This is a genomic window from Amycolatopsis sp. EV170708-02-1, assembly GCF_022479115.1.
In the GTDB taxonomy this organism is placed as follows: domain Bacteria; phylum Actinomycetota; class Actinomycetes; order Mycobacteriales; family Pseudonocardiaceae; genus Amycolatopsis.
In genome coordinates this window covers 2,077,378-2,100,110 of record NZ_CP092497.1, presented here as the reverse complement: position 1 = coordinate 2,100,110, position 22,733 = coordinate 2,077,378, and the positions used below count along the sequence as shown (strand labels likewise).

The 22,733-nt window shown below is 69.0% G+C and carries 26 protein-coding genes and 1 riboswitch; of the genes, 17 read left to right on the top strand and 9 right to left on the bottom strand.

The annotated features are described in order from the left end of the window. Positions 1 to 93: 93 nt before the first annotated feature. Entirely contained in the window at positions 94 to 528 is a 435-nt protein-coding gene (locus tag MJQ72_RS09705) for a hypothetical protein (RefSeq protein ID WP_240598773.1), read from the top strand. Between the two features lie 15 nt (positions 529 to 543). Here MJQ72_RS09705 and MJQ72_RS09700 read toward each other — a convergent pair whose 3' ends face one another. Further along, positions 544 to 927 (bottom strand): hypothetical protein, encoded by a 384-nt coding sequence (locus tag MJQ72_RS09700; protein WP_240598772.1) that lies wholly within the window; start codon positions 925 to 927, stop codon positions 544 to 546. 18 nt (positions 928 to 945) lie between these two features. On the opposite strand from MJQ72_RS09700, the gene MJQ72_RS09695 reads away from it, so the two are divergent. The 7 genes from MJQ72_RS09695 to MJQ72_RS09665 all read left to right on the top strand — a co-directional run bounded on the left by MJQ72_RS09695 (position 946) and on the right by MJQ72_RS09665 (position 5,143). Further along, entirely contained in the window at positions 946 to 1,530 is a 585-nt protein-coding gene (locus tag MJQ72_RS09695) for a hypothetical protein (protein WP_240598771.1), read from the top strand. A gap of 238 nt (positions 1,531 to 1,768) precedes the next feature. Continuing rightward, positions 1,769 to 2,002: a hypothetical protein gene (locus MJQ72_RS09690; protein WP_240598770.1), complete on the top strand. Its 234-nt coding sequence runs from the start codon at positions 1,769 to 1,771 to the stop codon at positions 2,000 to 2,002. Between the two features lie 37 nt (positions 2,003 to 2,039). After that, the gene (locus MJQ72_RS09685) at positions 2,040 to 2,651 is read left to right on the top strand and encodes a CDP-alcohol phosphatidyltransferase family protein (RefSeq protein WP_046199794.1); all 612 of its coding nucleotides are present in this window, start codon (positions 2,040 to 2,042) and stop codon (positions 2,649 to 2,651) included. A gap of 63 nt (positions 2,652 to 2,714) precedes the next feature. Further along, complete coding sequence (gene gcvH, locus MJQ72_RS09680) at positions 2,715 to 3,098, top strand: glycine cleavage system protein GcvH (protein ID WP_005150021.1); 384 nt, start codon at positions 2,715 to 2,717, stop codon at positions 3,096 to 3,098. A 125-nt stretch (positions 3,099 to 3,223) separates the two neighbouring features. After that, a complete protein-coding gene (gene garA / locus MJQ72_RS09675) occupies positions 3,224 to 3,691 on the top strand; it encodes a glycogen accumulation regulator GarA (RefSeq protein WP_016334077.1) in 468 nt (155 codons plus the stop codon). Beyond that, positions 3,688 to 4,449: a MerR family transcriptional regulator gene (locus tag MJQ72_RS09670; RefSeq protein WP_240598769.1), complete on the top strand. Its 762-nt coding sequence runs from the start codon at positions 3,688 to 3,690 to the stop codon at positions 4,447 to 4,449. The genes garA and MJQ72_RS09670 overlap by 4 nt, the downstream gene beginning before the upstream one ends. A gap of 220 nt (positions 4,450 to 4,669) precedes the next feature. Continuing rightward, entirely contained in the window at positions 4,670 to 5,143 is a 474-nt protein-coding gene (locus MJQ72_RS09665) for a bifunctional nuclease family protein (RefSeq protein WP_005150031.1), read from the top strand. A 79-nt stretch (positions 5,144 to 5,222) separates the two neighbouring features. Here the strand turns inward: MJQ72_RS09665 and MJQ72_RS09660 are convergent, their stop codons facing one another. Further along, the gene (locus tag MJQ72_RS09660; RefSeq protein ID WP_240598768.1) at positions 5,223 to 5,867 is read right to left on the bottom strand and encodes a TetR/AcrR family transcriptional regulator; all 645 of its coding nucleotides are present in this window, start codon (positions 5,865 to 5,867) and stop codon (positions 5,223 to 5,225) included. A 267-nt stretch (positions 5,868 to 6,134) separates the two neighbouring features. On the opposite strand from MJQ72_RS09660, the gene MJQ72_RS09655 reads away from it, so the two are divergent. Next, entirely contained in the window at positions 6,135 to 6,716 is a 582-nt protein-coding gene (locus MJQ72_RS09655) for a MerR family transcriptional regulator (protein ID WP_315860845.1), read from the top strand. A 46-nt stretch (positions 6,717 to 6,762) separates the two neighbouring features. Further along, positions 6,763 to 6,864: riboswitch (glycine riboswitch) on the top strand. 170 nt (positions 6,865 to 7,034) lie between these two features. Then, positions 7,035 to 9,914, top strand: a complete 2,880-nt coding sequence (gene gcvP, locus MJQ72_RS09650) for an aminomethyl-transferring glycine dehydrogenase (RefSeq protein WP_240598767.1) — start codon at positions 7,035 to 7,037, stop codon at positions 9,912 to 9,914. Between the two features lie 3 nt (positions 9,915 to 9,917). On the opposite strand, the gene MJQ72_RS09645 is transcribed toward gcvP, so the two are convergent. Beyond that, positions 9,918 to 10,280, bottom strand: a complete 363-nt coding sequence (locus MJQ72_RS09645; protein WP_240598766.1) for a nuclear transport factor 2 family protein — start codon at positions 10,278 to 10,280, stop codon at positions 9,918 to 9,920. 113 nt (positions 10,281 to 10,393) lie between these two features. Here MJQ72_RS09645 and MJQ72_RS09640 point away from each other — a divergent pair, with 113 nt between their 5' ends. Continuing rightward, a complete protein-coding gene (locus MJQ72_RS09640; protein ID WP_240598765.1) occupies positions 10,394 to 11,212 on the top strand; it encodes a helix-turn-helix domain-containing protein in 819 nt (272 codons plus the stop codon). A 48-nt stretch (positions 11,213 to 11,260) separates the two neighbouring features. Beyond that, positions 11,261 to 12,085, top strand: coding sequence for an aldo/keto reductase (locus tag MJQ72_RS09635; protein WP_240598764.1), 825 nt, complete (start codon positions 11,261 to 11,263; stop codon positions 12,083 to 12,085). A gap of 475 nt (positions 12,086 to 12,560) precedes the next feature. On the opposite strand, the gene MJQ72_RS09630 is transcribed toward MJQ72_RS09635, so the two are convergent. From MJQ72_RS09630 to MJQ72_RS09610, 5 genes are all read right to left on the bottom strand, one after another. Continuing rightward, entirely contained in the window at positions 12,561 to 13,247 is a 687-nt protein-coding gene (locus MJQ72_RS09630) for a hypothetical protein (RefSeq protein WP_240598763.1), read from the bottom strand. Between the two features lie 93 nt (positions 13,248 to 13,340). Then, positions 13,341 to 14,252 carry a 3-methyladenine DNA glycosylase gene (locus MJQ72_RS09625; protein WP_240598762.1) on the bottom strand — a complete coding sequence of 304 codons (912 nt, stop codon included), beginning with the start codon at positions 14,250 to 14,252 and terminating at the stop codon, positions 13,341 to 13,343. Next, on the bottom strand, positions 14,249 to 15,292 hold the full coding sequence (locus MJQ72_RS09620) for a hemolysin family protein (RefSeq protein WP_240598761.1): 1,044 nt from the start codon (positions 15,290 to 15,292) through the stop codon (positions 14,249 to 14,251). Before MJQ72_RS09620 ends, MJQ72_RS09625 begins: the two co-directional genes overlap by 4 nt. Next, positions 15,289 to 16,635, bottom strand: coding sequence for a hemolysin family protein (locus tag MJQ72_RS09615; protein ID WP_240598760.1), 1,347 nt, complete (start codon positions 16,633 to 16,635; stop codon positions 15,289 to 15,291). Before MJQ72_RS09615 ends, MJQ72_RS09620 begins: the two co-directional genes overlap by 4 nt. 158 nt (positions 16,636 to 16,793) lie before the next feature. Further along, on the bottom strand, positions 16,794 to 17,390 hold the full coding sequence (locus MJQ72_RS09610; protein WP_016334088.1) for a TetR/AcrR family transcriptional regulator: 597 nt from the start codon (positions 17,388 to 17,390) through the stop codon (positions 16,794 to 16,796). A gap of 204 nt (positions 17,391 to 17,594) precedes the next feature. Between MJQ72_RS09610 and MJQ72_RS09605 the strand changes: the two genes are divergently transcribed. The 4 genes from MJQ72_RS09605 to MJQ72_RS09590 are packed head-to-tail and all read left to right on the top strand — an operon-like array spanning position 17,595 to position 20,712. After that, positions 17,595 to 17,993 (top strand): hypothetical protein, encoded by a 399-nt coding sequence (locus tag MJQ72_RS09605; protein WP_240598759.1) that lies wholly within the window; start codon positions 17,595 to 17,597, stop codon positions 17,991 to 17,993. A gap of 2 nt (positions 17,994 to 17,995) precedes the next feature. Continuing rightward, the gene (locus MJQ72_RS09600) at positions 17,996 to 18,622 is read left to right on the top strand and encodes a DUF3558 domain-containing protein (protein ID WP_240598758.1); all 627 of its coding nucleotides are present in this window, start codon (positions 17,996 to 17,998) and stop codon (positions 18,620 to 18,622) included. Next, positions 18,619 to 19,956 carry a hypothetical protein gene (locus MJQ72_RS09595; protein WP_240598757.1) on the top strand — a complete coding sequence of 446 codons (1,338 nt, stop codon included), beginning with the start codon at positions 18,619 to 18,621 and terminating at the stop codon, positions 19,954 to 19,956. The genes MJQ72_RS09600 and MJQ72_RS09595 overlap by 4 nt, the downstream gene beginning before the upstream one ends. Before the next feature lie 24 nt (positions 19,957 to 19,980). Then, the gene (locus MJQ72_RS09590) at positions 19,981 to 20,712 is read left to right on the top strand and encodes an ESX secretion-associated protein EspG (RefSeq protein WP_240601287.1); all 732 of its coding nucleotides are present in this window, start codon (positions 19,981 to 19,983) and stop codon (positions 20,710 to 20,712) included. 4 nt (positions 20,713 to 20,716) lie between these two features. Here the strand turns inward: MJQ72_RS09590 and MJQ72_RS09585 are convergent, their stop codons facing one another. Next, a complete protein-coding gene (locus tag MJQ72_RS09585; RefSeq protein ID WP_240598756.1) occupies positions 20,717 to 21,538 on the bottom strand; it encodes an SCO6745 family protein in 822 nt (273 codons plus the stop codon). A gap of 255 nt (positions 21,539 to 21,793) precedes the next feature. Here MJQ72_RS09585 and pip point away from each other — a divergent pair, with 255 nt between their 5' ends. Beyond that, positions 21,794 to 22,699, top strand: coding sequence for a prolyl aminopeptidase (gene pip / locus MJQ72_RS09580; protein WP_396426982.1), 906 nt, complete (start codon positions 21,794 to 21,796; stop codon positions 22,697 to 22,699). Positions 22,700 to 22,733: the final 34 nt, after the last annotated feature.

The following is a 22,733-nucleotide window of genomic DNA, read 5'->3' as shown; positions in this document are numbered from 1 at the left end:
CTCTTACCTAGGTGGCAAGGGGGTGGGTACAAATCCCGTGCCGCTCCGCCACTTCGCCGAATAGCCTGAAACAGCCGAACGGAAAGGACTTTCTTGTCAGGTGAACCGCGGAAACCCGGGGTCCCCGCCCGGATGCTGCTGGCCGGGATCCCGTTCGTTTTCCTGTTGTGGGTGACCGGGGGCGCCCTCGGCGACCGCGTGCGCGAGCTGAACACCGGAGAGGACGTCACGGTCACCGCCGTCTCCGGATGCGTCGAGGAAGGCCCGCCGATGAGTGGCCGGTTTCCCTATTGCGAGGCGGAGTGGCGGTTCGACGACGGGCGCGCCGCTCGCGGGAGGATCGACGGCGACAGGGTCACGGAGGGCGACAGGATCTTCGCCGGCGACGGATTCGCTTACCCGTCGAGGTCCAACCGGGTGTTGAGCCTGGTGATGGTCGCGCTGTGCGGCCTGGTGCTGCTGGGCATGCTGATCGGGCTCGGCGTCCTGTACCGGATGGACCGGACCCGGCGGCGTCGTGAGCGCTGACGCCGCCGGGCGTTCTCAGTTCCGGGTGGCTTCGATCTGCCGCTCGTCCTCGGTCGAACAGCTCGTCACCGGATCGTTCGGCCCGCTCCCGCAGGTCCATGCGCCGATCACCACGGGGCCGGGACCCTGTGGTGACGCCGCTTCGGCGGGTGTCAGCTTGGCGAAGTAGTCCGTGAGCACCTGTGTCGCTTCGGCGCAGTCGGTCTTCCCGCGTGCCACGACCTTGTTCTTCGCGCCTTGAAGTCCGGCGACTTCGCCGCACGGTGTTCCGGCGAGGGCCTGGTCCGCCGCGGCGGCCGGGGATGACGGCGGCGGCGCGGCCGAGGGCGCGGGATCGGCTCCGCAGCCGCTCAGCAGGACGACGGCGAGCGCGGCGGGAAGCACGGCGAGGCTCTTCATGGGCCCTTCTTCTCGGGGATGGTTCATTCGACGGGGACTACGGCGGCGAACACGTTCTGCTCGCCCTTGCTGCAACTCGTGCCGCCCTGGGCGGCGGGAGCACCGGAGACGCACAGCCAGCCGTCCACGGTCTCGCTGACCGGTTCGTCCGAGCCCGCGGACTGGCGTCCGGCGATCCTCTTGTGGAACGAATCGACGATCCCGGTCGCCTCCGCGCAGGAGACGCCCGGCCCGTTGAGCACCTGCAAGGTCAGCCCGCTCGCCGCGGTGACCGTTCCGCACGAACCCTGTACCGGTTCAGCGGGTTTCGGTTCGGGAGCGGAAGTCGGTGCGGCGGACGGACTCGGCGCGGTTTGCGACGGGATCGGCGGCACCGACACGGGGGAAACACTCGACGGGGGCGCGGGCGGTGCGACCGACGTCGAAGTGACAGGCGGTGGCGGATCTTCGCCCGAACAGGCGGCGAGCGTTCCGGCGGCGGCACAGACCGCGAACAGGCGCCGCCACGTTCCCGTGGTCGTCGAGACGGGCAAGGCGATCCTTTCGTCGGCCGGTCGTGGCCGGCCCATTCTGACCCGGCCGGGCCCGATGTCGTGGCATTGAGCCACGTTCGGTTCGCGGGAGGCTATCGCGCCCCCGCCGCCGCGATAAGCGAGGACCGCACAATCACTGTCCACTGTGGACAATTAATATGCCGTTCACGGCGCGGCAACACCATGCTGTCGTCGCGAACCGATCGGACGAATCCGGCGCCGAGCCGTTAACGCGCGGCCCCGTTCTGCCGAAAAGACAAGTAGCGCTCCGGCGTGTCCCAGTCCCCGTCACCGAAACCGTGAGAGCGATGAAGACCGACGAACAGACCGACCCCGCGTCACCCCAGGCCACCGCACCGGCGAGCACGGAGCTTCCCCCGACGGCCCCGTGCACCGTCGTCTGGTGTGGCGGCCGCCCGTACGTCCTGGAGAACTCGGCGGGCCACCCTCGCTGGATGGGCACCGACCACCGAGGCAGGCCCGTGGCGCTGACCAGCGCGGACCTGCAACGCCGCGGCTGGACGCACACCCGGGCCAGCTGACGCGGGAGGACCTGCCGCCGCTGGATAGGCTGAGCGGGTGAGTACGCCCCCCGAACCGAGCGTGACCAGCGAAGAGCCTTCTCTGCTGCGGCAGGCCCTGAACGTCCCCAACATGCTTTCGATCCTCCGGCTCGCCGGGGTGCCGGTCTTCCTGTGGCTGCTCCTCGGCCCGAAGGAGGACGGCTGGGCGCTCGCGCTGCTCGTGTTCAGCGCGCTCACCGACTGGCTCGACGGCAAACTCGCCCGCTGGCTCAACCAGATGTCGCGGCTCGGCCAGCTGCTCGACCCCGCCGCCGACCGGCTCTACATCCTCGCGACCCTCATCGCCTTCCTGATCCGCGACATCATCCCGTGGTGGCTGGTGGTCCCGCTGGTCGTCCGGGAGGCCGTCCTCGGCGTCTGCGTCCTGCTGCTGCGGCGCCGGGGGTTCGCCCCGCCGGAGGTCACCTACATCGGCAAGGGCGCCACCTTCGTGCTGATGTACGCCTTCCCGTTCCTGCTGCTCACCCAGGGCGGTTCCGACATCGCCGCCATCGCCCGCCCGATCGGCTACGCCTTCACGGCATGGGGTGCGGTCCTGTACGTCTATTCGGGCGTGCTGTACATCGTCCAGACCGTGCGCGCCTTGCGGGAGGCGCCGGGCGCGTGACCCGGCGGGATGCGAAACTGCGCGCGTCGGTTTCGAGTGAGGGCATCAGAAAGGGGAGCGGCGTTGTCCACTCCAGAAGAACTGCGGTACACCGAGGAGCACGAGTGGGTCTCCGTGCGCGACGGCGGGCTCGTGCGCGTGGGCATCACGGAGTACGCCCAGGACCAGCTCGGTGACGTGGTGTTCGTCGAGCTGCCCGAGGTCGGCAAGCAGGTCGGTTCGGGTGACGCGTTCGGCGAGGTCGAGTCGACCAAGAGCGTTTCGGAGCTGTTCGCCCCGCTCGACGGCGAGGTGGTCGCGGTCAACGACGCGGTGACCGAGTCGCCCGAGCTGATCAACAGCGACCCGTACGGCGAAGGCTGGCTGATCGAGCTCCGTCTCGACGACGCGAGCTCGGTGGAATCCCTGCTGGAGGCCGAGGCGTACCAGGCGCTGATCAAGGAATAGCCGCAGGCCGCGGCCCTCCGGGAAGAGTAGGGGGAGCCGCGGGCCGGAGATTCGATCAGGCACGGTACGTTTGACCTCCACACGTTCTTGAGTAGTGGCAACACACATGCGTTAGGAGAGCTCAGGTGAGCACGAACGACGGGCCCGGCGTTCCCCCGGAGCAGTCTCCGGAGCGGACTTCTGTCTTCCGGGCCGACTTCCTGGCCGACGTCGAAGGCACTGAGGCTCCTCCGGCTGCCGAGGCCCCCGTCCAGGGTGTGGACGCGCTGCCCGCGGGTTCCGCGCTGCTGGTCGTCAAGCGGGGCCCGAACGCGGGTTCGCGCTTCCTGCTGGATCGCGACACCACCAGCGCGGGCCGGCACCCGGACAGCGACATCTTCCTCGACGACGTCACGGTCTCCCGGCGGCACGCCGAATTCCGCCGTGAAGGCGGGGAGTTCGTCGTCATCGACGTCGGCAGCCTCAACGGCACCTACGTCAACCGCGAGCCGGTCGACCAGGCCGTTCTCGCCGGTGGCGACGAGGTGCAGATCGGCAAGTTCCGCCTGGTCTTCCTGACCGGCCCGGGATCCGGGGGCCAGGGGGCACGGTGACGGCGGCCGGGCGGCCTGATCGGGATGCGTCGCAGCGCGATGGGTTGAGCATCGGGGCCGTGCTGGCACAGCTGCGCGGCGACTTTCCCGATGTCACCATCTCCAAGATCCGGTTCCTCGAGGCGGAGGGTCTGGTCCAGCCGGGCCGGACCCCGTCGGGGTACCGGCAGTTCGCTCCGGCGGACGTGGAGCGGTTGCGATTCGTCCTGTCCGCCCAGCGGGATCATTACCTCCCGCTGAAGGTCATCAAGGAACAGCTGGACGCTGCGGATCGAGGCGCCGCCCCCGAGGCGGGGATGCCGAGGCTGCCGCGGAAACTCGTTTCACTCGACGCCCCCGGGGAGAACGGCGGACTGCCGTCCCCGGGGGACTTCGAGACCGATCGCGAGATCAGGCTGACCGAGGAAGATCTGCTCCGCCAGGCGGGCGTCGACGCCGCCACCCTGGCTGAGCTGCGGCAATACGGTCTGGTGCGCCCGGGCGCGGCGGGGTTCTTCGACCCCGACGCGGTCCTCGTGGCGAAGACCGTGAAAGCGATGACCGAATTCGGTATAGAGCCGAGACATCTGCGTGCCTTCCGGGCCGCGGCCGACCGCGAGGTCGGCCTGCTGGAGCAGATCGTGACCCCGGTGTATCGGCATCGTGACGAGGACGCCAAGGCGAGGGGCGACGAAGTCGTCCGGGAGCTCGCCGCCTTGACCGTGGCGTTGCACACGCTCTTGGTGAAGGCCGGAATACGGGCTGTCACGGGCGGTTGAACGGTTCCGGGGAGCCGGGAGCCGTTGCGAGGCCACTTGTCAATGCCTGAATGTTCGGCACCCTATGCCGTACCGTGAGAGTCGGGTTTGCCACGGGCGAACCAGGAATGTCGGAGACAGCGAGCACAGCGCTCGGAAGACGGGTAGCGTCGGGACTACCGTCGCTTGGTCGTCGAGACAAGCGTTGCGGCCCGTGCGCACGAGAGGGAGGCGAAGCCCGATGAGCGAGATGCGCGTCGTCGGCGTGCGGGTGGAGCTGCCCGCGAATCAGCCGATCTTGTTGCTGCGGGAAACCGAAGGCGAGCGTTACCTGCCGATCTGGATCGGCTCGGTCGAGGCCACCGCCATCGCCTTGGAGCAGCAGGGAGTCCGCCCGGCCCGTCCGCTGACCCATGACCTGCTCAAGGAGGTCATCGGCGCGCTGGGCCGCGAGCTGGAGCAGGTCGTGATCACCGACCTGAAGGAAGGCACGTTCTTCGCGGAACTGGTCTTCGACGGGGACATCCGGGTTTCGGCGCGGCCGAGCGATTCGGTGGCGCTGGCGCTGCGGGTGGGGGTGCCCATCCACGCCGTCGACGCGGTGCTGGAGGAAGCGGGCCTCATCATCCCCGACGAGCAGGAGGACGAGGTCGAGAAGTTCCGTGAGTTCCTCGACTCGGTCTCGCCGGAGGACTTCCGCGGCGCGGACACCTGATCCTGGGAACTTGAAAGAAGGGGCGGCGCCTGGTGGTGCCGCCCCTTCTTTCATGCGCGTTTAGTCCTCTGGATGCAGTTCAGGCCGCGGTCGCCTTGAGGAACAGGTCCGCCAGCTCACGCCCGTACCGCTCCAGGTCCAGCTTCGGATCGGCCGCGAACTTCGCCGCGACGCCGTCGATGGCCTGCGCGATCGACAGCGCCATCACGTCCGCCGCGAAAGCGCCGAAAGCGCCTTCCTGCTGGCCCTGGCGCAGCTGACGTTCGAGCCGCCCGGTCCGGAACTCCTCGACGAGCGGCGCCGACATGAACCAGCCCTCGGCATCCGAGCCGCTGGAAGCCATCTCGACCATGACCCGCACCAGTTCCGGGTACGAGCCGAGGAAGGCGATCTCCGCCTCGATGTAGCCGCGCAGCAGCCCGGCGCGATCGGTCGTGCCCTCGATGCGCTCCTCGAGGAACTTGTCCTTCATCCCGGTCGCGGTGGTGACCACGGCCTGCATCAGGCCGGCCTTGTTGGTGAAGTGGTAGGAGATGATCCGGGTGCTGGACAGCCCGGCCCGCTCCTTGATCTTCGCGAACGACGTCTTGTGGTAGCCGAGATCGGAGATCGTCGCGATCGTGGCCCCGACGATCTGGGCCCGCCGGGCCGCCTCGGTGACCGAAAGCCCCAGCTCCGCCTGGACCTCTTGAAGGGCGCTCTGGGTGGAGGGATTTACTTGCATGAGTAAAAATTAACACGGCTGAGTAAATCCGGCAAGCGTGCCGCCGAATGGGGGACTGTCCTCGACAAGCCTCAAGAAGAGCTTGAGGCCGACCGCGCGTCGCGTTGACCGGTTTGCCGGACGCGCTTACCTTCAATGAAGGTGAATCGCCAAGGTGTGATTCGGATGTCTGGGGCATCCGTCTTGACGAGGAACTCCGGTGCGGACTCCCGTGGGTCCGCGCGGCTTTGTTCGCCGGCCGCCAGGTCGGGCGAGGGGAGGCATGGCGTGGTCGAGGCTGGTAGCCCTCAAGAGCCGCTCGTTCCGGTCGCTGACGGCGAGCAGGGCGAGCTGTTCCCCGACTCTTCCCTCCCGGACGAACTCGTCGGCTACCGCGGCCCCGCCGCCTGCCAGATCGCCGGGATCACGTACCGGCAGCTCGACTACTGGGCCCGCACGAAGCTGGTCGCGCCGAGTATCCGCACGGCGCACGGCTCCGGTTCGCAGCGGCTCTACTCGTTCAAGGACATCCTCGTCCTGAAGGTGGTCAAGCGGCTGCTGGACACCGGCGTCTCGCTGCAGAACATCCGCGTCGCCGTCGACCACCTGCGCCTGCGTGGCGTCCGCGACCTCGCCAAGGTCACCCTGTTCTCCGACGGCACCACCGTCTACGAGTGCACCTCGCCCGAAGAGATCGTCGATTTACTCCAGGGCGGGCAGGGTGTCTTCGGGATCGCGGTCAGCGGCGCGATGCAGGAGATCAGCGGCACCATCCACGAGTTCCCGGCCGAACGGGCCGACGGCGGCGTGATCGAAACGGTCGCGCCCGACGAGCTCACGCAGCGCCGTAACGCGCGTCGCACCGGCTGATCATGAGGCCGCGCGGGCGGCAGGGTAGGCTCACTTCCGCGGTCGACGAATCCGCGCGGGAGAGACCGAGTCGATAACCGTTGAGCTCGGCGCCGAAGGAGCAAGTCCTCCCCGGAACCTCTCAGGCACCCTGGACCGCGCGGAAGAGACGCCTCTGGAAAGTGGTTCGCCAGGTCACAGCCTGGCGGCCCCGCCGACGGTGCAAGCCCGGCTCAACACTCGGGCGAAACTCTCAGGCGCCCCCTCGGGGGTACGGACAGAGTGGGGAGGGCCAGGACAATCGTCCCGGCCCCACCCCCGCGTCTTGGGAGGTCCCCGATGGAGCCCGGTTCACTGGCCGCCCTCGAATCCGGAACCCCCTTCGCGGACCGGCACATCGGTCCCGGCGCCGAAGAGCTCGCGCGCATCCTCGACGTCGTCGGGGTCGCCTCCCTCGAAGAGCTCGCCGAGCGGGCCGTCCCGGCGTCGCTGCGGGAGTCCGCGACCCCGCCGGACCTGCCGCCTCCCGCCACCGAGACCGGCGCGCTCGCCGAACTCCGCGCGCTGGCCGCGCGCAACCGGCCGATGGTCCAGATGATCGGCCTCGGCTACCACGACACCGTGACCCCGCCGGTGATCCGCCGCAACGTGCTGGAGAGCCCGGCCTGGTACACCGCGTACACGCCGTATCAGCCGGAGATCTCGCAAGGGCGCCTCGAAGCGTTGCTGAACTTCCAGACCATGGTCTCCGACCTGACCGGTCTGCCGATCGCCAACGCTTCCATGCTGGACGAAGCGACCGCGGCGGCCGAGGCGATGACGCTGGTCGGCCGGGCGGGCAAGGCGAAGTCGAACCGGTTCGTGGTCGACGAGGACACCCTTCCGCAGACGATCGAGGTCCTGCGCACCCGCGCCGAACCGCTCGGCATCGAGCTGGTGACCGCGGACCTGTCGCAGGGCATCACCGGGCTCGGGCTCGGTGGAGACTTCTTCGGAGTGCTGCTGTCGTATCCCGGCGCGTCGGGCGTCGTTCGCGAATGGGACCACACGATCGCCGAGGTCAAGGCGCTGGGCGCCGCCGTGGTGATGGCCGCGGATCCGCTCGCGCTGACCCTGCTGCGCCCGCCCGGTGAACTCGGTGCCGACGTCGCGATCGGGACGACGCAGCGGTTCGGTGTCCCGATGGGCTTCGGCGGGCCGCACGCGGCGTACCTCGCCGTCCGGCAGGGTCTCGAACGGCAGCTGCCCGGCCGGCTGGTCGGGGTGTCGAAGGACGCCGACGGCGCCCCCGCGTACCGGCTCGCGCTCCAGACCCGCGAGCAGCACATCCGCCGCGAGAAGGCGACGAGCAACATCTGCACCGCCCAGGTGCTCCTGGCGGTCATCGCGTCGATGTACGCGGTGTACCACGGCCCCGAAGGGCTGCGCGCCATCGCGAACCGCGCACACCGGATGGCCACGGTGCTCGCGGCGGGGCTCGCCGAAAGCGGTGTCGACGTCGTGCACTGTGAATTCTTCGACACGGTCACGGTCTCCGTCCCAGGCCATGCGACGGCGATCGTCGGCACGGCACGGGAGCTCGGGGTGAACCTGAGGCTCGTGGACGCGGACCACGTCGCCGTCGCCTGCGACGAGACGACGACTCGTGAACATCTTTCCTTGGTGTGGAAGGCGTTCGGGGTCGCGGTGTCCGATGTGGACTCGCTCGACGCGGACACCGCCGACGGCTTCCCGCCGGATCTGCGCCGTACCAGCGGCTACCTGACCCATCCGGTCTTCCACGCGCACCGCTCGGAGACGGCGTTGCTGCGGTACCTGAGGGCGTTGTCCGACAAGGACGTCGCGCTCGACCGGAGCATGATCCCGCTGGGCTCCTGCACGATGAAGCTCAACGCCACGGCCGAGATGGAGCCCATCACGTGGCCCGAGTTCGCCGGGCTGCACCCGTTCGCGCCCGCGGAGGACGCGGCCGGTCTGCTCGCCGTCGTACGGGATCTGGAGCGCTGGCTCGCCGGGATCACCGGCTACGACGCGGTCTCCCTGCAGCCGAACGCCGGAAGCCAGGGCGAGTTCGCCGGGCTGCTGGCCATTCGCGCGTACCACCGCGAACGCGGGAACGCGGCGCGTGACGTCTGCCTGATCCCGTCCAGCGCGCACGGGACCAACGCGGCCAGCGCGGTGATGGCCGGGATGCGCGTGGTCGTCGTGAAATGCGACGACGACGGCAATATCGACCTCGGCCACCTCAAGTCCACTGTGGACGAGCACGCGGAAGACCTCGCCGCGATCATGATCACCTATCCCTCGACGCACGGCGTCTACGAGGACACCGTCCGGGAGGTCTGCGCGCTGGTGCACGACGCGGGCGGTCAGGTGTACGTCGACGGCGCGAACCTGAACGCCCTGATCGGGGTGGCGCAGTACGGCAGGTTCGGCGCGGACGTCTCGCATCTCAATCTGCACAAGACCTTCTGCATCCCGCACGGCGGCGGCGGGCCGGGCATCGGGCCGATCGGCGTCCGCGCGCATCTGGCGCCGTACCTGCCGAACCACCCGCTGCAACCGGACGCGGGCCCGGCCACCGGCGTGGGCCCGATCAGCGCGGCGCCGTGGGGGAGCGCGTCGATCCTGCCGATCTCCTGGGCCTATGTCCGGATGATGGGCGCGGAAGGCCTCAGGCGGGCGACGCTGACCGCCGTCGCGAACGCCAACTACGTCGCCAAGCGGCTCGCCGAGCACTACCCGGTGCTGTACTCCGGGCACGACGGCCTGGTCGCGCACGAATGCATCCTCGATCTCCGCGCGCTCACCAAACGGACCGGCGTCACCGTGGACGACGTCGCCAAGCGGCTGGCCGACTACGGACTCCACGCGCCGACGATGTCCTTCCCGGTCGCGGGAACGCTCATGGTCGAGCCCACCGAGAGCGAGGATCTCGGCGAACTCGACCGGTTCTGCGACGCGATGATCGCCATCCGCGGCGAGATCGAGAAGGTCGCCGCGGGGGAGTGGCCGGTGGAACGAAGCCCGCTGCGGAACGCCCCGCATACCGCGCGCTGCCTCGCGGGCGAGTGGGATCGCCCGTACAGCAGGGAGATCGCGGTCTTCCCGGCCGGGTTCACCGCGTCGAAGATCTGGCCCCCGGTGCGGCGGATCGACGGGGCCGCGGGAGACCGCAACCTCGTCTGCTCCTGCCCGCCACCGGAGGCCTTCGCCTGACGGTCAGCCGGGCATCTTGTCGAGAAAGCCCAGCACCTGCTTGATCCGCCCGTCCTCGACGGTGATGACGTCGAACCCGATCGCCAGCGGTTCCTCCGCGCCTTCCGGGCCGAGGTACCACTGGAACCGGGCGATGTCGTGGTGCGCGTCGGGCACCGCGGGCAGGCTGAACTTCAGGCCCGCGAACTGGGCCTGCGCGCCGGCGATGAAACCGTCGACACCGTCGTGGCCGGTGACCGCGCCGAGCGGGTCGGTGTAGGCGGCGTCCTCGGTGAACACTTCGGCGATGAGCGCGCGGCGCTTGTCCGCGTCGGTCTCGTTCCACACGGCGATGTACTGCTCGGCGACGCGCTGGATGTCCGACATGGTGTCTCCTCGTTTCTTTGTGGGGTAACCGATGCCGCAACTCTGTCGGCCGGAGGCGGGCCCGTCGATTACGCCGGAGGTAATGGCGGCGCGGCACCCGGAGCCGTAGGTTCGTGACCGTGACGACCACAGTGACCGCGGGCCGCCCCGTCGGGGAGCTCCTCCGTGAATGGCGAGACCGCCGCCGGATCAGCCAGCTGGACCTCGCCATCTCGGCGGACATCTCCACCCGGCATCTGAGCTTCGTCGAAACCGGCCGGTCGAAACCCAGCCGCGAGATGGTGCTGCGGCTCGGCGAACACCTGGAGGTGCCCTTGCGGGAACGCAATCAGCTGCTGCTGGCCGCGGGTTACGCGCCCGCGTACGCCGAAACCGGTCTCGGCGCCCCGGAGCTGGCGGCCGTCCGTCAGGCCGTTCGCCAGCTGATGACCGGTCATGAGCCGTACCCGGCCGCCGTCGTCGACCGCTGGTGGAACCTGGTCGACGCCAACGCGAGCATCTCGCTCATGACCGACCTGGTCTCGCCCGCCTTGATGACACCGCCGGTCAATGTCCTGCGGGTGACCCTGCATCCGGACGGGATGGCGCCGCACGTGCTGAACCTGGGGGAGTGGCGCGCCCATCTGCTCGGCAGGCTGCGGCGTCAGGTGATCCAGACCGCCGACCCGGTGCTGACCGAGCTGCTGGAGGAACTGCTCACCTACCCGTGCGAGGATCCCGTCCCCGAGGTGGAGGTCCCCGGACCGGGTGACATCTTCGTCCCGTTGAAGCTGCGGCACGAGGACGCCGAACTCACGTTCTTCAGCACGGTCTCCACCTTCGGGACGCCGCTGGACGTCACGGTCGCCGAGCTGGTGATCGAGTCCTTCTTCCCGGCCGACGCGGACACGGCGGAGTATTTGCGCGCGTATGCCGCGCGCGGGGTGGAATGATGCGGGGCAAGAAGCCCTGCCGCACACCCCAGTGAGGATTTCCCTTCCATGGCCGTACCTTCCGTCGTCCTGAACAACGAGGTAGCCATCCCCCAGCTCGGTTTCGGCGTCTGGCAGGTGCCTGCGGGCGACACGGCCAAGGTCGTCCGGACCGCCATCGAGGCCGGGTACCGCAGCATCGACACCGCCGCGTCGTACGGGAACGAAGCCGGCGTCGGCGAGGCGATCCGCTCATCGGACGTGCCCCGCGACGATCTGTTCATCACCACGAAGCTCCCCAATCCGGGCCACGGCTACGACGAGGCGCTGCGGGCGTTCGACGCGAGTCTCGCCGAGCTCGGGCTGGATCACGTCGACCTGTACCTGATCCACTGGCCGATGCCGTCCCGCGGGAAGTACGTCGAAACCTGGCGGGCGCTGGAGAAGCTCTACGCGGACGGGCGAGCGCGGGCCATCGGGGTGTCGAACTTCCACGTCCCGCATCTGCGGCGGCTGTTCGACGAGACCGGGATCGTGCCCGCGGTCAACCAGGTCGAGCTGCATCCCCGGCTCCAGCAGAAGGCGTTGCGGGAGTTCCACGCCGAGCACGGCATCGTCACCGAGGCGTGGAGCCCGCTCGCGCAGGGATCGCTGCTCTCGGACGCGACGCTGACCGCCCTCGCCGCCAAGTACGGCAAGAGCCCGGCGCAGCTGGTGTTGCGCTGGCATCTGCAGCTCGGCACGGTCGCGATCCCGAAATCCGTGACCCCGTCCCGGATCCGCGAGAACTCCGACGTCTTCGATTTCGAACTCGCCGAAGACGATCTCGCGGCGCTCGCCGAGTTCGACGACGGGACACGCACCGGCCCGGACCCGGACACCTTCGGCTCGTGAGCGGGTGGACGGTTCTCGTTGAGAGACAAGGCAAAGGTGGCGTGCTCGTCAGCTGGGCCGAAGGGGGCTTTCGCTGCGTCTGACGAGGCGATGGGCCCCTTCGCCTCTTGCTGGTGGCGCCATGTCGGCGATGATCACTGCCACCCTTGCTCGAGTGAAGTACATGAAGGGGGCCTTCATGTACTCGGGAAGTCGAGTTTCCTCGGCTGAGCCGAGAGAAGGAGTCCTTCACGCGCCACCGCCGTGGTCGCTGGGACTGGTGGTGTTGCCGGGGCTTCGGTGCCGATCGTGCGGTCCGTGAGGGCCTCCTTCACTACCTTGAGGGTAGGGAAGGAGGCCCTCACGGACCTGCGACCAACGGGCCGCCATGATCAAGTAGGTGCCTGAGACGCCCGTCGTTGCCATTCACGAGACCCGAGGTACGGGAAAGGCCCCTTCCCGAGCGGCGAAGGGGCCTTTCCCGTGGTTCGGGGCCTCAGGTGGCCTTGATGCCCGCGGCCGCGAAGTCGGCCTGCTGGGCGGGCTGCTGCAGGTACTGGCGGAACGTCTGCGCGGCGCGCATCTGGACCTCGTCGATGTTCTTGCCGGCGAGCCCGACGAGCGGGTAGTCGGCCGAACGCGCCGTCGCGACCGACTGGGCGGGCGATCCGACCAGTTCGGGTTTGGCGGTGTTGAGCTCTGTCACCCAGTAGGACGACTCGGGGATCCAGGCGGCGGGAAGGCCGCCGATGGAGTCGAGATTGGTCCGTCCGACGAGGCCGTCGAGCACGGAGGCGGAGGACAGCGCGTCGATCTGGATGACCACGCAGTGGTCGCGCACCACGGTGGCGGCGTTGTTCCACCGCTCGGCCGCCGCACGGACCGGCTTCTCGATGCTGGGGGTGACGATGACCCGCATCGGGGTGTCGCCGGCGCTGCACGCCTTGGCCTGGGCTTCGGCGCGGGTGTTGAGCTCGCCGTCCGCCCAGTTCCAGCCGAACACGCCGATCGCGACCAGGACCACGAGGACCAGGCAGGCGATGGGCCATTTGGCGATCCGCCGCCGCGGGGCCTTCTTCCCGACGATCCGGTGCGAACCGGTCGCCTCACCCCGGCCCTGAGGCCGCTTCGGCGGGTCGAGGGGATGCGGCACCGGCTCCTCGGCCACGCTGTGTCGCCCCATCGTTGTCCTTTCGAAACGTGCGCGCTCGCGCTGCGTATGCAATCAAACCGTTATCACTCTAACAGGGGAGGATGTTACGGGGAATGCGACGACTCACAGTTGTTTTCCGCGTGTCGCGGTGACCTTCTTTAACTCGGCCAGGAGTCGTTGGCAATGCGCTATCAGGTGCTCACGCAGCGGCGCGGCCCGGCGGGCGAAACCGGCCTGCGCGCGGGCGTACTCGGCACGGCCTTCCGTGGTCTCGATCCGCACAGGCGAGTACCCGAACGACGCCAGATCGTACGGGCTGGCCCGCATGTCCAGCTCCCGGATGTCCGCGGCCAGCTCGAAGCAGTCCCCGACCAGCTCGGCGGGGACGAACGGATCGAGTTTGTACGCCCATTTGAACAGGTCCATGTTGGCGTGCAGGCAGCCAGGCTGCTCGAAGTCGACCTGGTCCTCCCGCGCCGGCCGCAGGGTGTTGAGCGGCCGGGCGGGCTCGGTGAAGAACCGAAACGCGTCGAAATGCCCGCATCGGATCTCCAGGGACTCGACGACGTCGTCGGTTCCGGCCGAACCGAGCCGGAGCGGAAGTTGTGAGTGACGAACCTCATTCGCCGATTCCCGGTAAACCATTGCCCATTCGTGGAGCCCGAAACAACTGAGTCTCGGCGAGCGGGACGCGGTCGCGGAAAGCAGCCTGAGAACGAATTCGGCGGTCTTGGCCCGGCCCTCGGTGAAGCCCGCCGGATCGAGCGTGACGCCATCCGGTGTCTCCAGGTAGCCCTTCCGCTCCAGGAAGCGGCGCGCGGACGCGCCTTCGAGCACGACTCCCGGCCCTGGTTGCCAGCGCTCGAGATGGCCTGGCCGGTGCGAGTAGTAGCTGAAGAGGAAGTCGAGCACCGGATGCTTCTCGCCCCGCGAGCGGCGGCGCTGGTGCGGAGTCGTCCAGCGCCGCATCCGGGTGACGTGCTCGTCTTCCCGGGCCCGCCAGACGGGCTCGGGAAGGACGATCGGGCCGGTCATGACATGACGTGGGTACCGTCGCGGACAGTTCCCACGTATTCCTCGACGAGGTCCTCCAGCGCGACGACGCCGACCGCCGCCCCCGCCGGGCTCAGCGCCCGCGCCAGGTGACTGCCTTCCTTGCGCATCGCGGACAACGCCACGTCCAGCCGGGAGTCGGCGTGCAGCTCGGTGAGCGCCCGCGTCTTGTCCGGCGGCACCACGGTGGTCGGGTCCTCGCCCACGAGGTCGAGGATGTCCTTGACGTGGATGTAGCCGGTCAGCGTCCCGTCGTCGGTGCACACGGGGAAGCGGGAGAACCCGGTCGAGGACACCGCGCGTTCGACGTCGCCCAGCGTGGGCGAGCAGGGCAGCGTGGTGAGCTGAGCCGTCGGGACCAGTACGTCCGCGACCGTCTTCTCCACCGAGGACAGCGTCTTGCTCAGGCGCTGGTGCTCGGAGTGCTCCAGCAGCCCTTCGCGCCGGGATTCGCTGAGCAGTTCGGCGAGTTCGTCGGAGGTGTAGGCCGTTTCGAGTTCGTCCTTCGGCTCGACCTTGACCACTCGCAGCAGCGAGTTGGCCACGAAGTTCAGCAGCCAGATGAACGGGTTGGCGAGCTTCACCCAGGCCACGTGCACCGGGACCAGCCACAGCGCCAGCCGCTCCGGCTCGGCGATCGCGAGGTTCTTCGGCACCATCTCGCCGATGAGGACGTGCAGGACGGTGATGAACGCCAGCGCGATCGCGAACGAGATCGGGTGCAGCAGGACCTCGGGAATCCCGAGCAACTCGAAGAATCCGGCCAGCTGGTGCGCGACGGCGGGCTCGCCCAGCCGTCCCAGCAGCAGTGAGCAGATGGTGATGCCGAGCTGTGCGCCCGCCAGCATCAGCGAGACGTTCCTGCTCGCGTTGATGACGATCCGGGCCCGTGTCTTTCCCTGCTCCAGCAAGGCTTCCAGCCGGTCGCGCCGCGACGAGATGAGCGCGAACTCGGCGCCGACGAAGAACGCGTTGGCCAGCAACAGGATCACGACGAGGAAGATGTTGAACCAGTCGCTCATCGGGCGGGCTCCTGCTCGGCGGAGGTCGCGGTTTCGCTGACCCGGCGGACTTCGACCTCGGCGATGCGGAGACGGTCCATTTTGGTCACCGTGAGCCGCCAGGCGTCGAGATCGGTGGCGTCGCCGGGGGAGGGGATCCGGCCGAGCCGTTCGAGGATCAGCCCGGCGATGGTCTCGTAGTCGCCGTCGGGCATCCGGAACCCGGTCTCGTCGGTGACCTCGTCGGCGCGAAGCTGCCCGGACACGAGCCAGTTGTCGGCGCCGACCTGCTGGGACGACGGCTCTTCACGCTCGTCGTGCTCGTCGCGGACGTCGCCGATGATCTCTTCGACGACGTCTTCCAGGGTCACCAGACCCGCGGTGCCGCCGTACTCGTCGACGACGATCGCGAGCTGGAACCGGGAATCGCGCAGCCGGTTGAGCAGCGAGTCGCCCGGCAGCGATTCGGGCACCGTCGGGATCGGCCGCATGACCGAACCGATCCGGACCGTGGCGCGCCGGGCGGCCGGGACGGTGAACGCCTGCTTGATGTGCACCGCGCCCTGCACGTCGTCGAGATCCTCGGTGTAGACCGGGAAGCGGGAAAAACCGGTGCGGCGCGAGATCTCGATGAGGTCGGAGATGGTGTCGTCCACGGTCAGCGATTCGAGCTGGACGCGGGGCGTCATCAGCTCGTCGGCCGTCCGCTCGCCGAAGCGCAGCGACTTGTCCAGCAGCTCGGCCGTCGACGTGTCGAGCGTGCCGCTTTCCGCGCTGGACCGCACGATCGAGCCGAGCTCCTGCGGCGACCGGGCCGACCGCAGTTCCTCCTGCGGTTCGACGCCGAACTTGCGGACGAGGAAGTTGGCGCTGTTGTTCATCAGGGTGATAAGCCAGCGGAACAGCGAAGAGAACCGCGAGTGGTATCCCGCGACGGCTCGCGCGGTCTGCAGCGGCCTGGCGATCGCGAGGTTCTTCGGCATCATTTCGCCGAGGATCATCGACAGCGACGTGGCCAGGATCAGCGCGACCGCCAGCGACACGCCGTTCGCCACGCCTTCGGAGAACCCGACGGCGGTGAACAGCGGGTGCAGGAGGTCACCGATCACCGGTTCCGCGAGGTAACCGGTGACCAGGGTGGTGATGGTGATCGCCACCTGCGCGCCGGAGAGCTGGAACGAGAGCGTGCGATGCGCCTTCTGCACGGTATGCGCACGCTTGTCGCCGACCTGGCGGACGTTCGCGTCGACCGTGCTGCGCTCGAGCGCGGTGAGGGAGAACTCGGCGGCGACGGCGAGGCCGGTGCCGACGGTCAGCAGGAGGAAGAGAAGAATGCCGAGAACGGCGAGCAGGATTTCCATCATTCCCTGCCGTCTGGGTCGGCGGGAAGAGCCGCGGAACAGCCGGGTGTGCCACCCGGCTCGATACTGTCACCAGGTGACTGCGCGTCGCGCACGAAAAGAGTCACTCCTCGATCGGAAACCAACAGACACCGCCGCTGTCCTGCGACGATGGGACAATCTTAACGCGTTCCCCCGGCCGCGTGGGCCCGGTGCCGCCGCACGCTCTCCTCGACCAGGTCGAGAACGGGGCCGAGATCATCACCCGGCTGGCCCATCGCGAGGTGCGAAACGAGACCTTCGAGGACGAGTTCGAGGTACGCGGTCAGGATGTCGACGTCGACGTCGTCACGCAGGATCCCGGCTTCGCGCTGACGCTCCAGGCGGCGGCGGGTCGCGGCGGTCAGCTGATGGGACCGCTCGGCCCAGCGGGCACGGAACTCGGGGTCGGTGCGCAGCCGCCGGGAGACCTCCAGCCGCGTGCCGAGCCAGTCGGCGGGATGCTCGCTGCGGTTCGTCAGCAGCTCGCGCATCACCTGGACCAGACCCTGCTCGGCGACGATGTCGGCCATGCGCACCGCGTCGTCCTCGGCCAGCGCCAGGAAGAGCGACTCCTTGTCGCGGAAATGGTGGAAGATCGCGCCGCGGGACAGGCCGGTGGCTTCTTCCAGCCGCCGGACGGTGGCGCCCTCGTAGCCATGGCGTGCGAAGCACACGCGCGAGCCGTCGAGGATCTGGCGCCGGCGTGCGTCGAGGTGATCCTGGCTGACCCGTGGCATCCTGGAATCCTGACACCGGGGACCCGGTTCATGCAATCCGTACGTACGTACTGTGACCAGTTCGCGGGATGACTCCACCCGGACCGGGAACCGGACGGCTCCGAGACACGTCCGACCACTCGGCCGGATCGGCTGACACGCCGTCCGCCGCTTGGCTACTCTTTGTCCATCACCGTGTGTGAGTGCTGAGGGGAAGGTGCGGGTGTGAACATCATCGGCGATGCCGCGAGCGCGATCAAGGCCGTCTGGGGTGACCTCACCACGCCGAAGGAACCGACCGTTTACGGCGGTGGGGGCGGCGGTGGCGGCGGGTTCGAGATGAGCCCGGAGGAGCTGAAGACCGTCATCGGGCTCTGGCAGGACGAGCTGAAGAAGGTCTCCGAGGACGGCATGAAGATCGAGGACATCCTCGCCGATCTGAGGCCCCCGGGCCGGGACGAGGCCAGCTCCAGCTATGTCGATTCCGGCGTCGATTCGCTGCTCGCCTTGCAGAAGCAGAACGACTCGATGAAGGAGTACATCACGGGCTACATCGCGAAGCTCGAGATCGCCCGGACGAAGACGATGGCCACCGATCAGGCCAACACCCTGCGCACGACCTGAGGATGCCGAACGTGTTGAGGAAACGTGCCGCGGTGGCGGCGCTCATGCTCGTTTCCGCCGCGGTGGCGGGCTGCACGGGGGAGAACCCCGGGACACCGTCGCCCACCAGCGGATCGGCGCCGTCGTCGGACTCGTCGGCGGCCCCGGAGGATCCGAACGTCCCGAAGGTGGCGAATCCGCTGGACGCTTCGGCGTACGTCGGTGACGCGTGCAAGCTGCTTCCCGCCGCCGCGGCGGCGGAACTGGGGTTCACCGATCCGGGCGAGCCCAGGTCCGAGTCGAGCAATCCGGGCTGCGGTTGGTTCATCAGGGGCAAAGGGGAGACGCTGCAGATCATCCTCGGCAGCGGAAACCGCGAAAAGGGCGTGGGTGGCCTCGCCGGGATGTACAAGGCCAAGGAGTCCGGGCAGCTGAGGTTCCTGGAGCCCGGTCCCGAGGTCGACGGCTATCCGACCGTCTATTACGGAATCCAGGACAGGCGAGCGCGGGGCAACTGCGATCTCGCGGTGGGCGTCGCGGACGACCTGACGATCAACACCCTGGCCGCCGGCTACGGCGACGAACAGAATTCGTGCGGGACCGCGCAGAAACTCGCGTCGGCCATGATCAAGACACTCAAGGGGGCATGAGAGTGGACGGCAAGCAGATCTTCGAGAACTTCACCCAGGGCGACACCCGCAACCTGCGCTCGGCGGCCGATCGCATCGCCGAACTCTCGGACGCCTACGTCGAGCGTGGCATGGCCATCAAGTCCCTGCAGACGCGGATGACCTCCTCCTGGACCGGTTCCGCCGCCGACGCGGCGAACGCCGGTGCGGGCCCGCTCGAACAAGCCTTCAAGGAGACCGCGGAGCCGCTGTTCCAGACCAGGGATTCGGTGACGACGCAGGCCGACAGCTTCGACGACTCCGGGCAGACGGTCGTCCCCGTGCCGCCGAAGCCGGACAAGCCCAACCCCTGGACCACCGGCCTGAAGGGCGCGATCCCGATCGCCGGGCCGTTCATGGTCAACAACGACATCAAGAACTACCAAGAGGGTGTCGCGAAGCACGAGGCGGCGAACCAGAACAACGTCCGTGTGATGGACCAGTACGACTCGGTCACCAGCAGCACGAGCTCCAGCCTGCCGACCGACTACGGCGTGCTGAAGAACGACGGCGCGAACGTCAGCGTCAAGACCCCGGGCACTCCGCCTCCGATCCAGCCGCCGCCGGTCATCCCGGTCAGGCCGGGCAGGAACGGCAGCGGGGACGACAACGACGGCACCGACACCAGCGGCACGGACGACAACGGCACCAACCCGAACCAGAACAAGCCGGGCGGCGACCAGAACCAGACCAAACCGGGGACCAACGACGACCGTCCGGTGCCCCCGAGGGACAAGCCCGACACCAACATCACCACGCCGACGCGGAAGCCGCCGGGTACCGGGGGCGACGACACCACGCGCCCGAGCGGCGGTGGCAAGGGCAAACCGGGACCGACGACCGACATCCCGGGCCGGATCCCCGGACGTGGTCCCGGCGGCGACTCGGACAACGTCATCGGCCTGCCGAACGGCCCCGGCCAGAACTACAACCCCAATGGTCCCGGCCAGAATCCGCCGGGAACCACCGGCGGTCGCAACGTGCCCCCGTCCAACAGCGCCGCGGGCAGGCTGCTCGGCGGCGAGGGCGGCACCGGTGGCAGGGCCGGCGCTCCCGGTTCCGGCGGTCTCGGCTCGGGCCGGGGATCCGGCATGGGCGGTATCGGCGGCCTGGGCGGCGCCGATCACCTGGCCGGCGGTCGCGGAGCGGCCGGGCGCGGTGGCGCCGGCGCGATGGGCCCGATGGGCGCCGGCGGCAGGCGTGCCGATGGCGACGAGGACGACGAGCACCAGCGTCCCGACTACCTGATCGAGGCCGACCCGGACGCGATCTTCGGCACCGACCAGCGGACCAGCCCGCCGGTCATCGGCGAGTAGCGGATGACCGTGAGAACAGGCCGGGTGGACGTCCCGGTCGAAGCCTTGGCGGTGCTCGCCGAACGCGAACGCGTCGGCGACCTGCACATCACGCTGCGTCCCGAACCGCGCTGGCTGTCGAGGACGGCCCGCGCGGAGGCGGACAAGCGAGTGGAAGCGGCACTGGCACAGGCCGGGCTGCTGGATTCGAGCGGCCGCGCGTCGGTCGACTTCCTGGACTGGCTTCCGGTGCTCACGAAACCGGCCATCGAGTACTACGGCTGGGTGAACACCGGAGGCCAGACCTACGGCGTCCTCGCCGCCTCGCTGGGACTGCAGGCGGTCCTGGCGGTGGCCTCCGGCGACTGGGTCGGGCTGCAGGAGATCGATCGGCGACGGCTGCCCGAAACGCTGATCGAGCAGCTGCCGCCCGTCCCGGCGGGCGGTGGCAGGCTGCGCACGGTCCGCGCGTACGAGCTCGAAGAAGCGGCCCGGCGCGGCCCGGACACGCATTCGCTGCCGCCGGTGATCGCGGACATCGTCAGCCTCGTGCAGCGGCCGGTCGAGGGGAGCGGCGAGCTCTACGTCGGCAAGCGGGACGAGGTCGGCAGGCATGTGGCCAGCGAGGATCCGCTGCATTTCGCCGACACCGACTGGGGCCGGTACCTGAGCTACACCACCGGCCGCGGCAACGACGCCGTGGTCCACATCGGACCCGCCGGCCCGGCGGAGCTGGCAGACGCGCTTCAGCACGTCTCCAGCACCCTAGCCGGCTAGGCCGTCACATCGGAAAGACCGCTCGAAGGGCGGCCGAGATCGGTTCGAGGTCGGCGACGAGGCGCTCTAGCTCGTCGGTGCTCAGGGCGTTGTACGGCGCCTCCGCGAGCCGGTCGGTCATGGATTCGACGCGTTCCTTCGTGGCCTGCCCGGCTGGGGTGAGCCAGCCGTCCGGCCCGACGAGACCGCGGTCGCGCATGCCGTCGACGACCGCGGTCAGCCGGGCGGCGGGGAGATGGCCGACCCGGCCGAACTCGTTCGCGGGGATGTCGACGGACAGGGCGTGAAGCACGTGGCACTCGGTGCCGCCGATACCTTCGGCCAGCAATGCGACGGTGTGGCCGTCGCCCCGATGCTCACGCAGGAGGGTGGCGGCGTGCCACAGCCTGGCTACGGGTTCCTGCGGGATCGGAAGCGTGCGGAGCGCGGCGTAGAGGGCGCGTCCCTCCACGGGCGCGCTGGTCGCCGCTTTGAGCAGGAGGTCACCCGCGCGGGTGACCTCGGGGGCGTCGGCGAGTTCGCCGAGGATCCGCCGTATCCCCGCGACGCATCCCCGTTCGCGGGCGGCCAGCGCCGCCTCCGGCGTGGTCAGCTCCCAGACCTTCGGGATGTGGCGGGCCACCTCGCCGGGGGCGAAGTTGTAGAAGATCGCGTGGATCGCCTCGGCGGGCACCGACCGGCCGAACGGTGCGGCCCGGCCGGCGAAGTAGGCGTCCCACGGGTTGCGCAGGCCGAGCGCGATCAGGGCATCGTCCGACTCGTCGGCGAAGTAGGGCACCAGACCGATGGGCTCGACCAGGTCGTACATGCGGCGGGCGTGCGACATCTCATCCCCTGAGGTTCGTGGCGGCGCCCTCGTGGCGGCCGCTCACTTTCTCCACGAATGTCCGAAGCCGGAACAGACACCCGGCTCACGGAGATTTTCCGGGACGGCGAGTCCCGCCGTCCGCCCGCTCGTAAATCCCGCGCGCCCGGACACCCGCCCCGGCTATTGTGACAGTGCTGTTGTATTTCTGGCGGGGTCTGGGAGGACGAGGACGTGACACGGCTGTATCCGGAAATCGAACCGTACGACCACGGGATGCTCGACGTCGGCGACGGGCACCTCGTGTACTGGGAGGTCTGCGGGAACCCCGACGGCAAACCGGCGGTCACGCTGCACGGCGGCCCCGGAACCGGCTGCAGTACCGGCCTGCGCCGGTACTTCGATCCTGCCAAGTACCGCGTCGTGCTGTTCGACCAGCGCGGTTGCGGCCGGAGCACCCCGCACGCGGGCGAGCCCGAGGCCGACCTCTCCGCCAACACCACCGATCACCTGATCGCCGACATGGAACGGCTTCGCGAGCATCTGGGCATCGAGAAGTGGCTGCTCTTCGGCGGCTCTTGGGGCTCGGTGCTCGCGCTGGTGTACGCCGAGCGGCATCCGGACCGGGTCTCGGAGATGGTCCTGATGGGCTTGGCCACCGGGCGGCGGAGCGAGACCGACCTGCTCACCCGCGGCCTCGGCGGTGTCTTCCCCGAGGCGTGGGCGGCCTTTCGCGACGGCGTTCCCGAAGAAGATCGCGATGGCGACCTGGCGGCGGCGTACCTCAAGTTGCTGATGGACCCCGACCCGGCGGTGCACGGGAAGGCGGCGGCCGACTGGTGCGCCTGGGAGGACGCGATCATCCCGACCTCCCCGCCGTACAAGAGCTTCGAGAGCCCGGAGTTCCGGCTCGCCTTCGCCAGGCTGGTCACCCACTACTGGAGCCAAGGGTCCTTTTTGGACGAAGGTGTGGTGCTGCGGGAAGCCGGGAAACTGGCCCACATCCCGGCGGTGCTCGCCGAAGGAAGTCTCGACCTGAGCAACCTCATCGGCACCCCATGGGAGCTGGCGCACGCGTGGCCCGGCAGCGAGCTGGTGGTCATCGACGAGGTCGGCCACAGCACCCAGGACGAGCCGATGCGCGAAGTGCTCATCGGCGCGACGGACCGCTTCGCCTCCTGAACACGCGTGAAGGCCCCTTCGCGGAAGGGGCCTT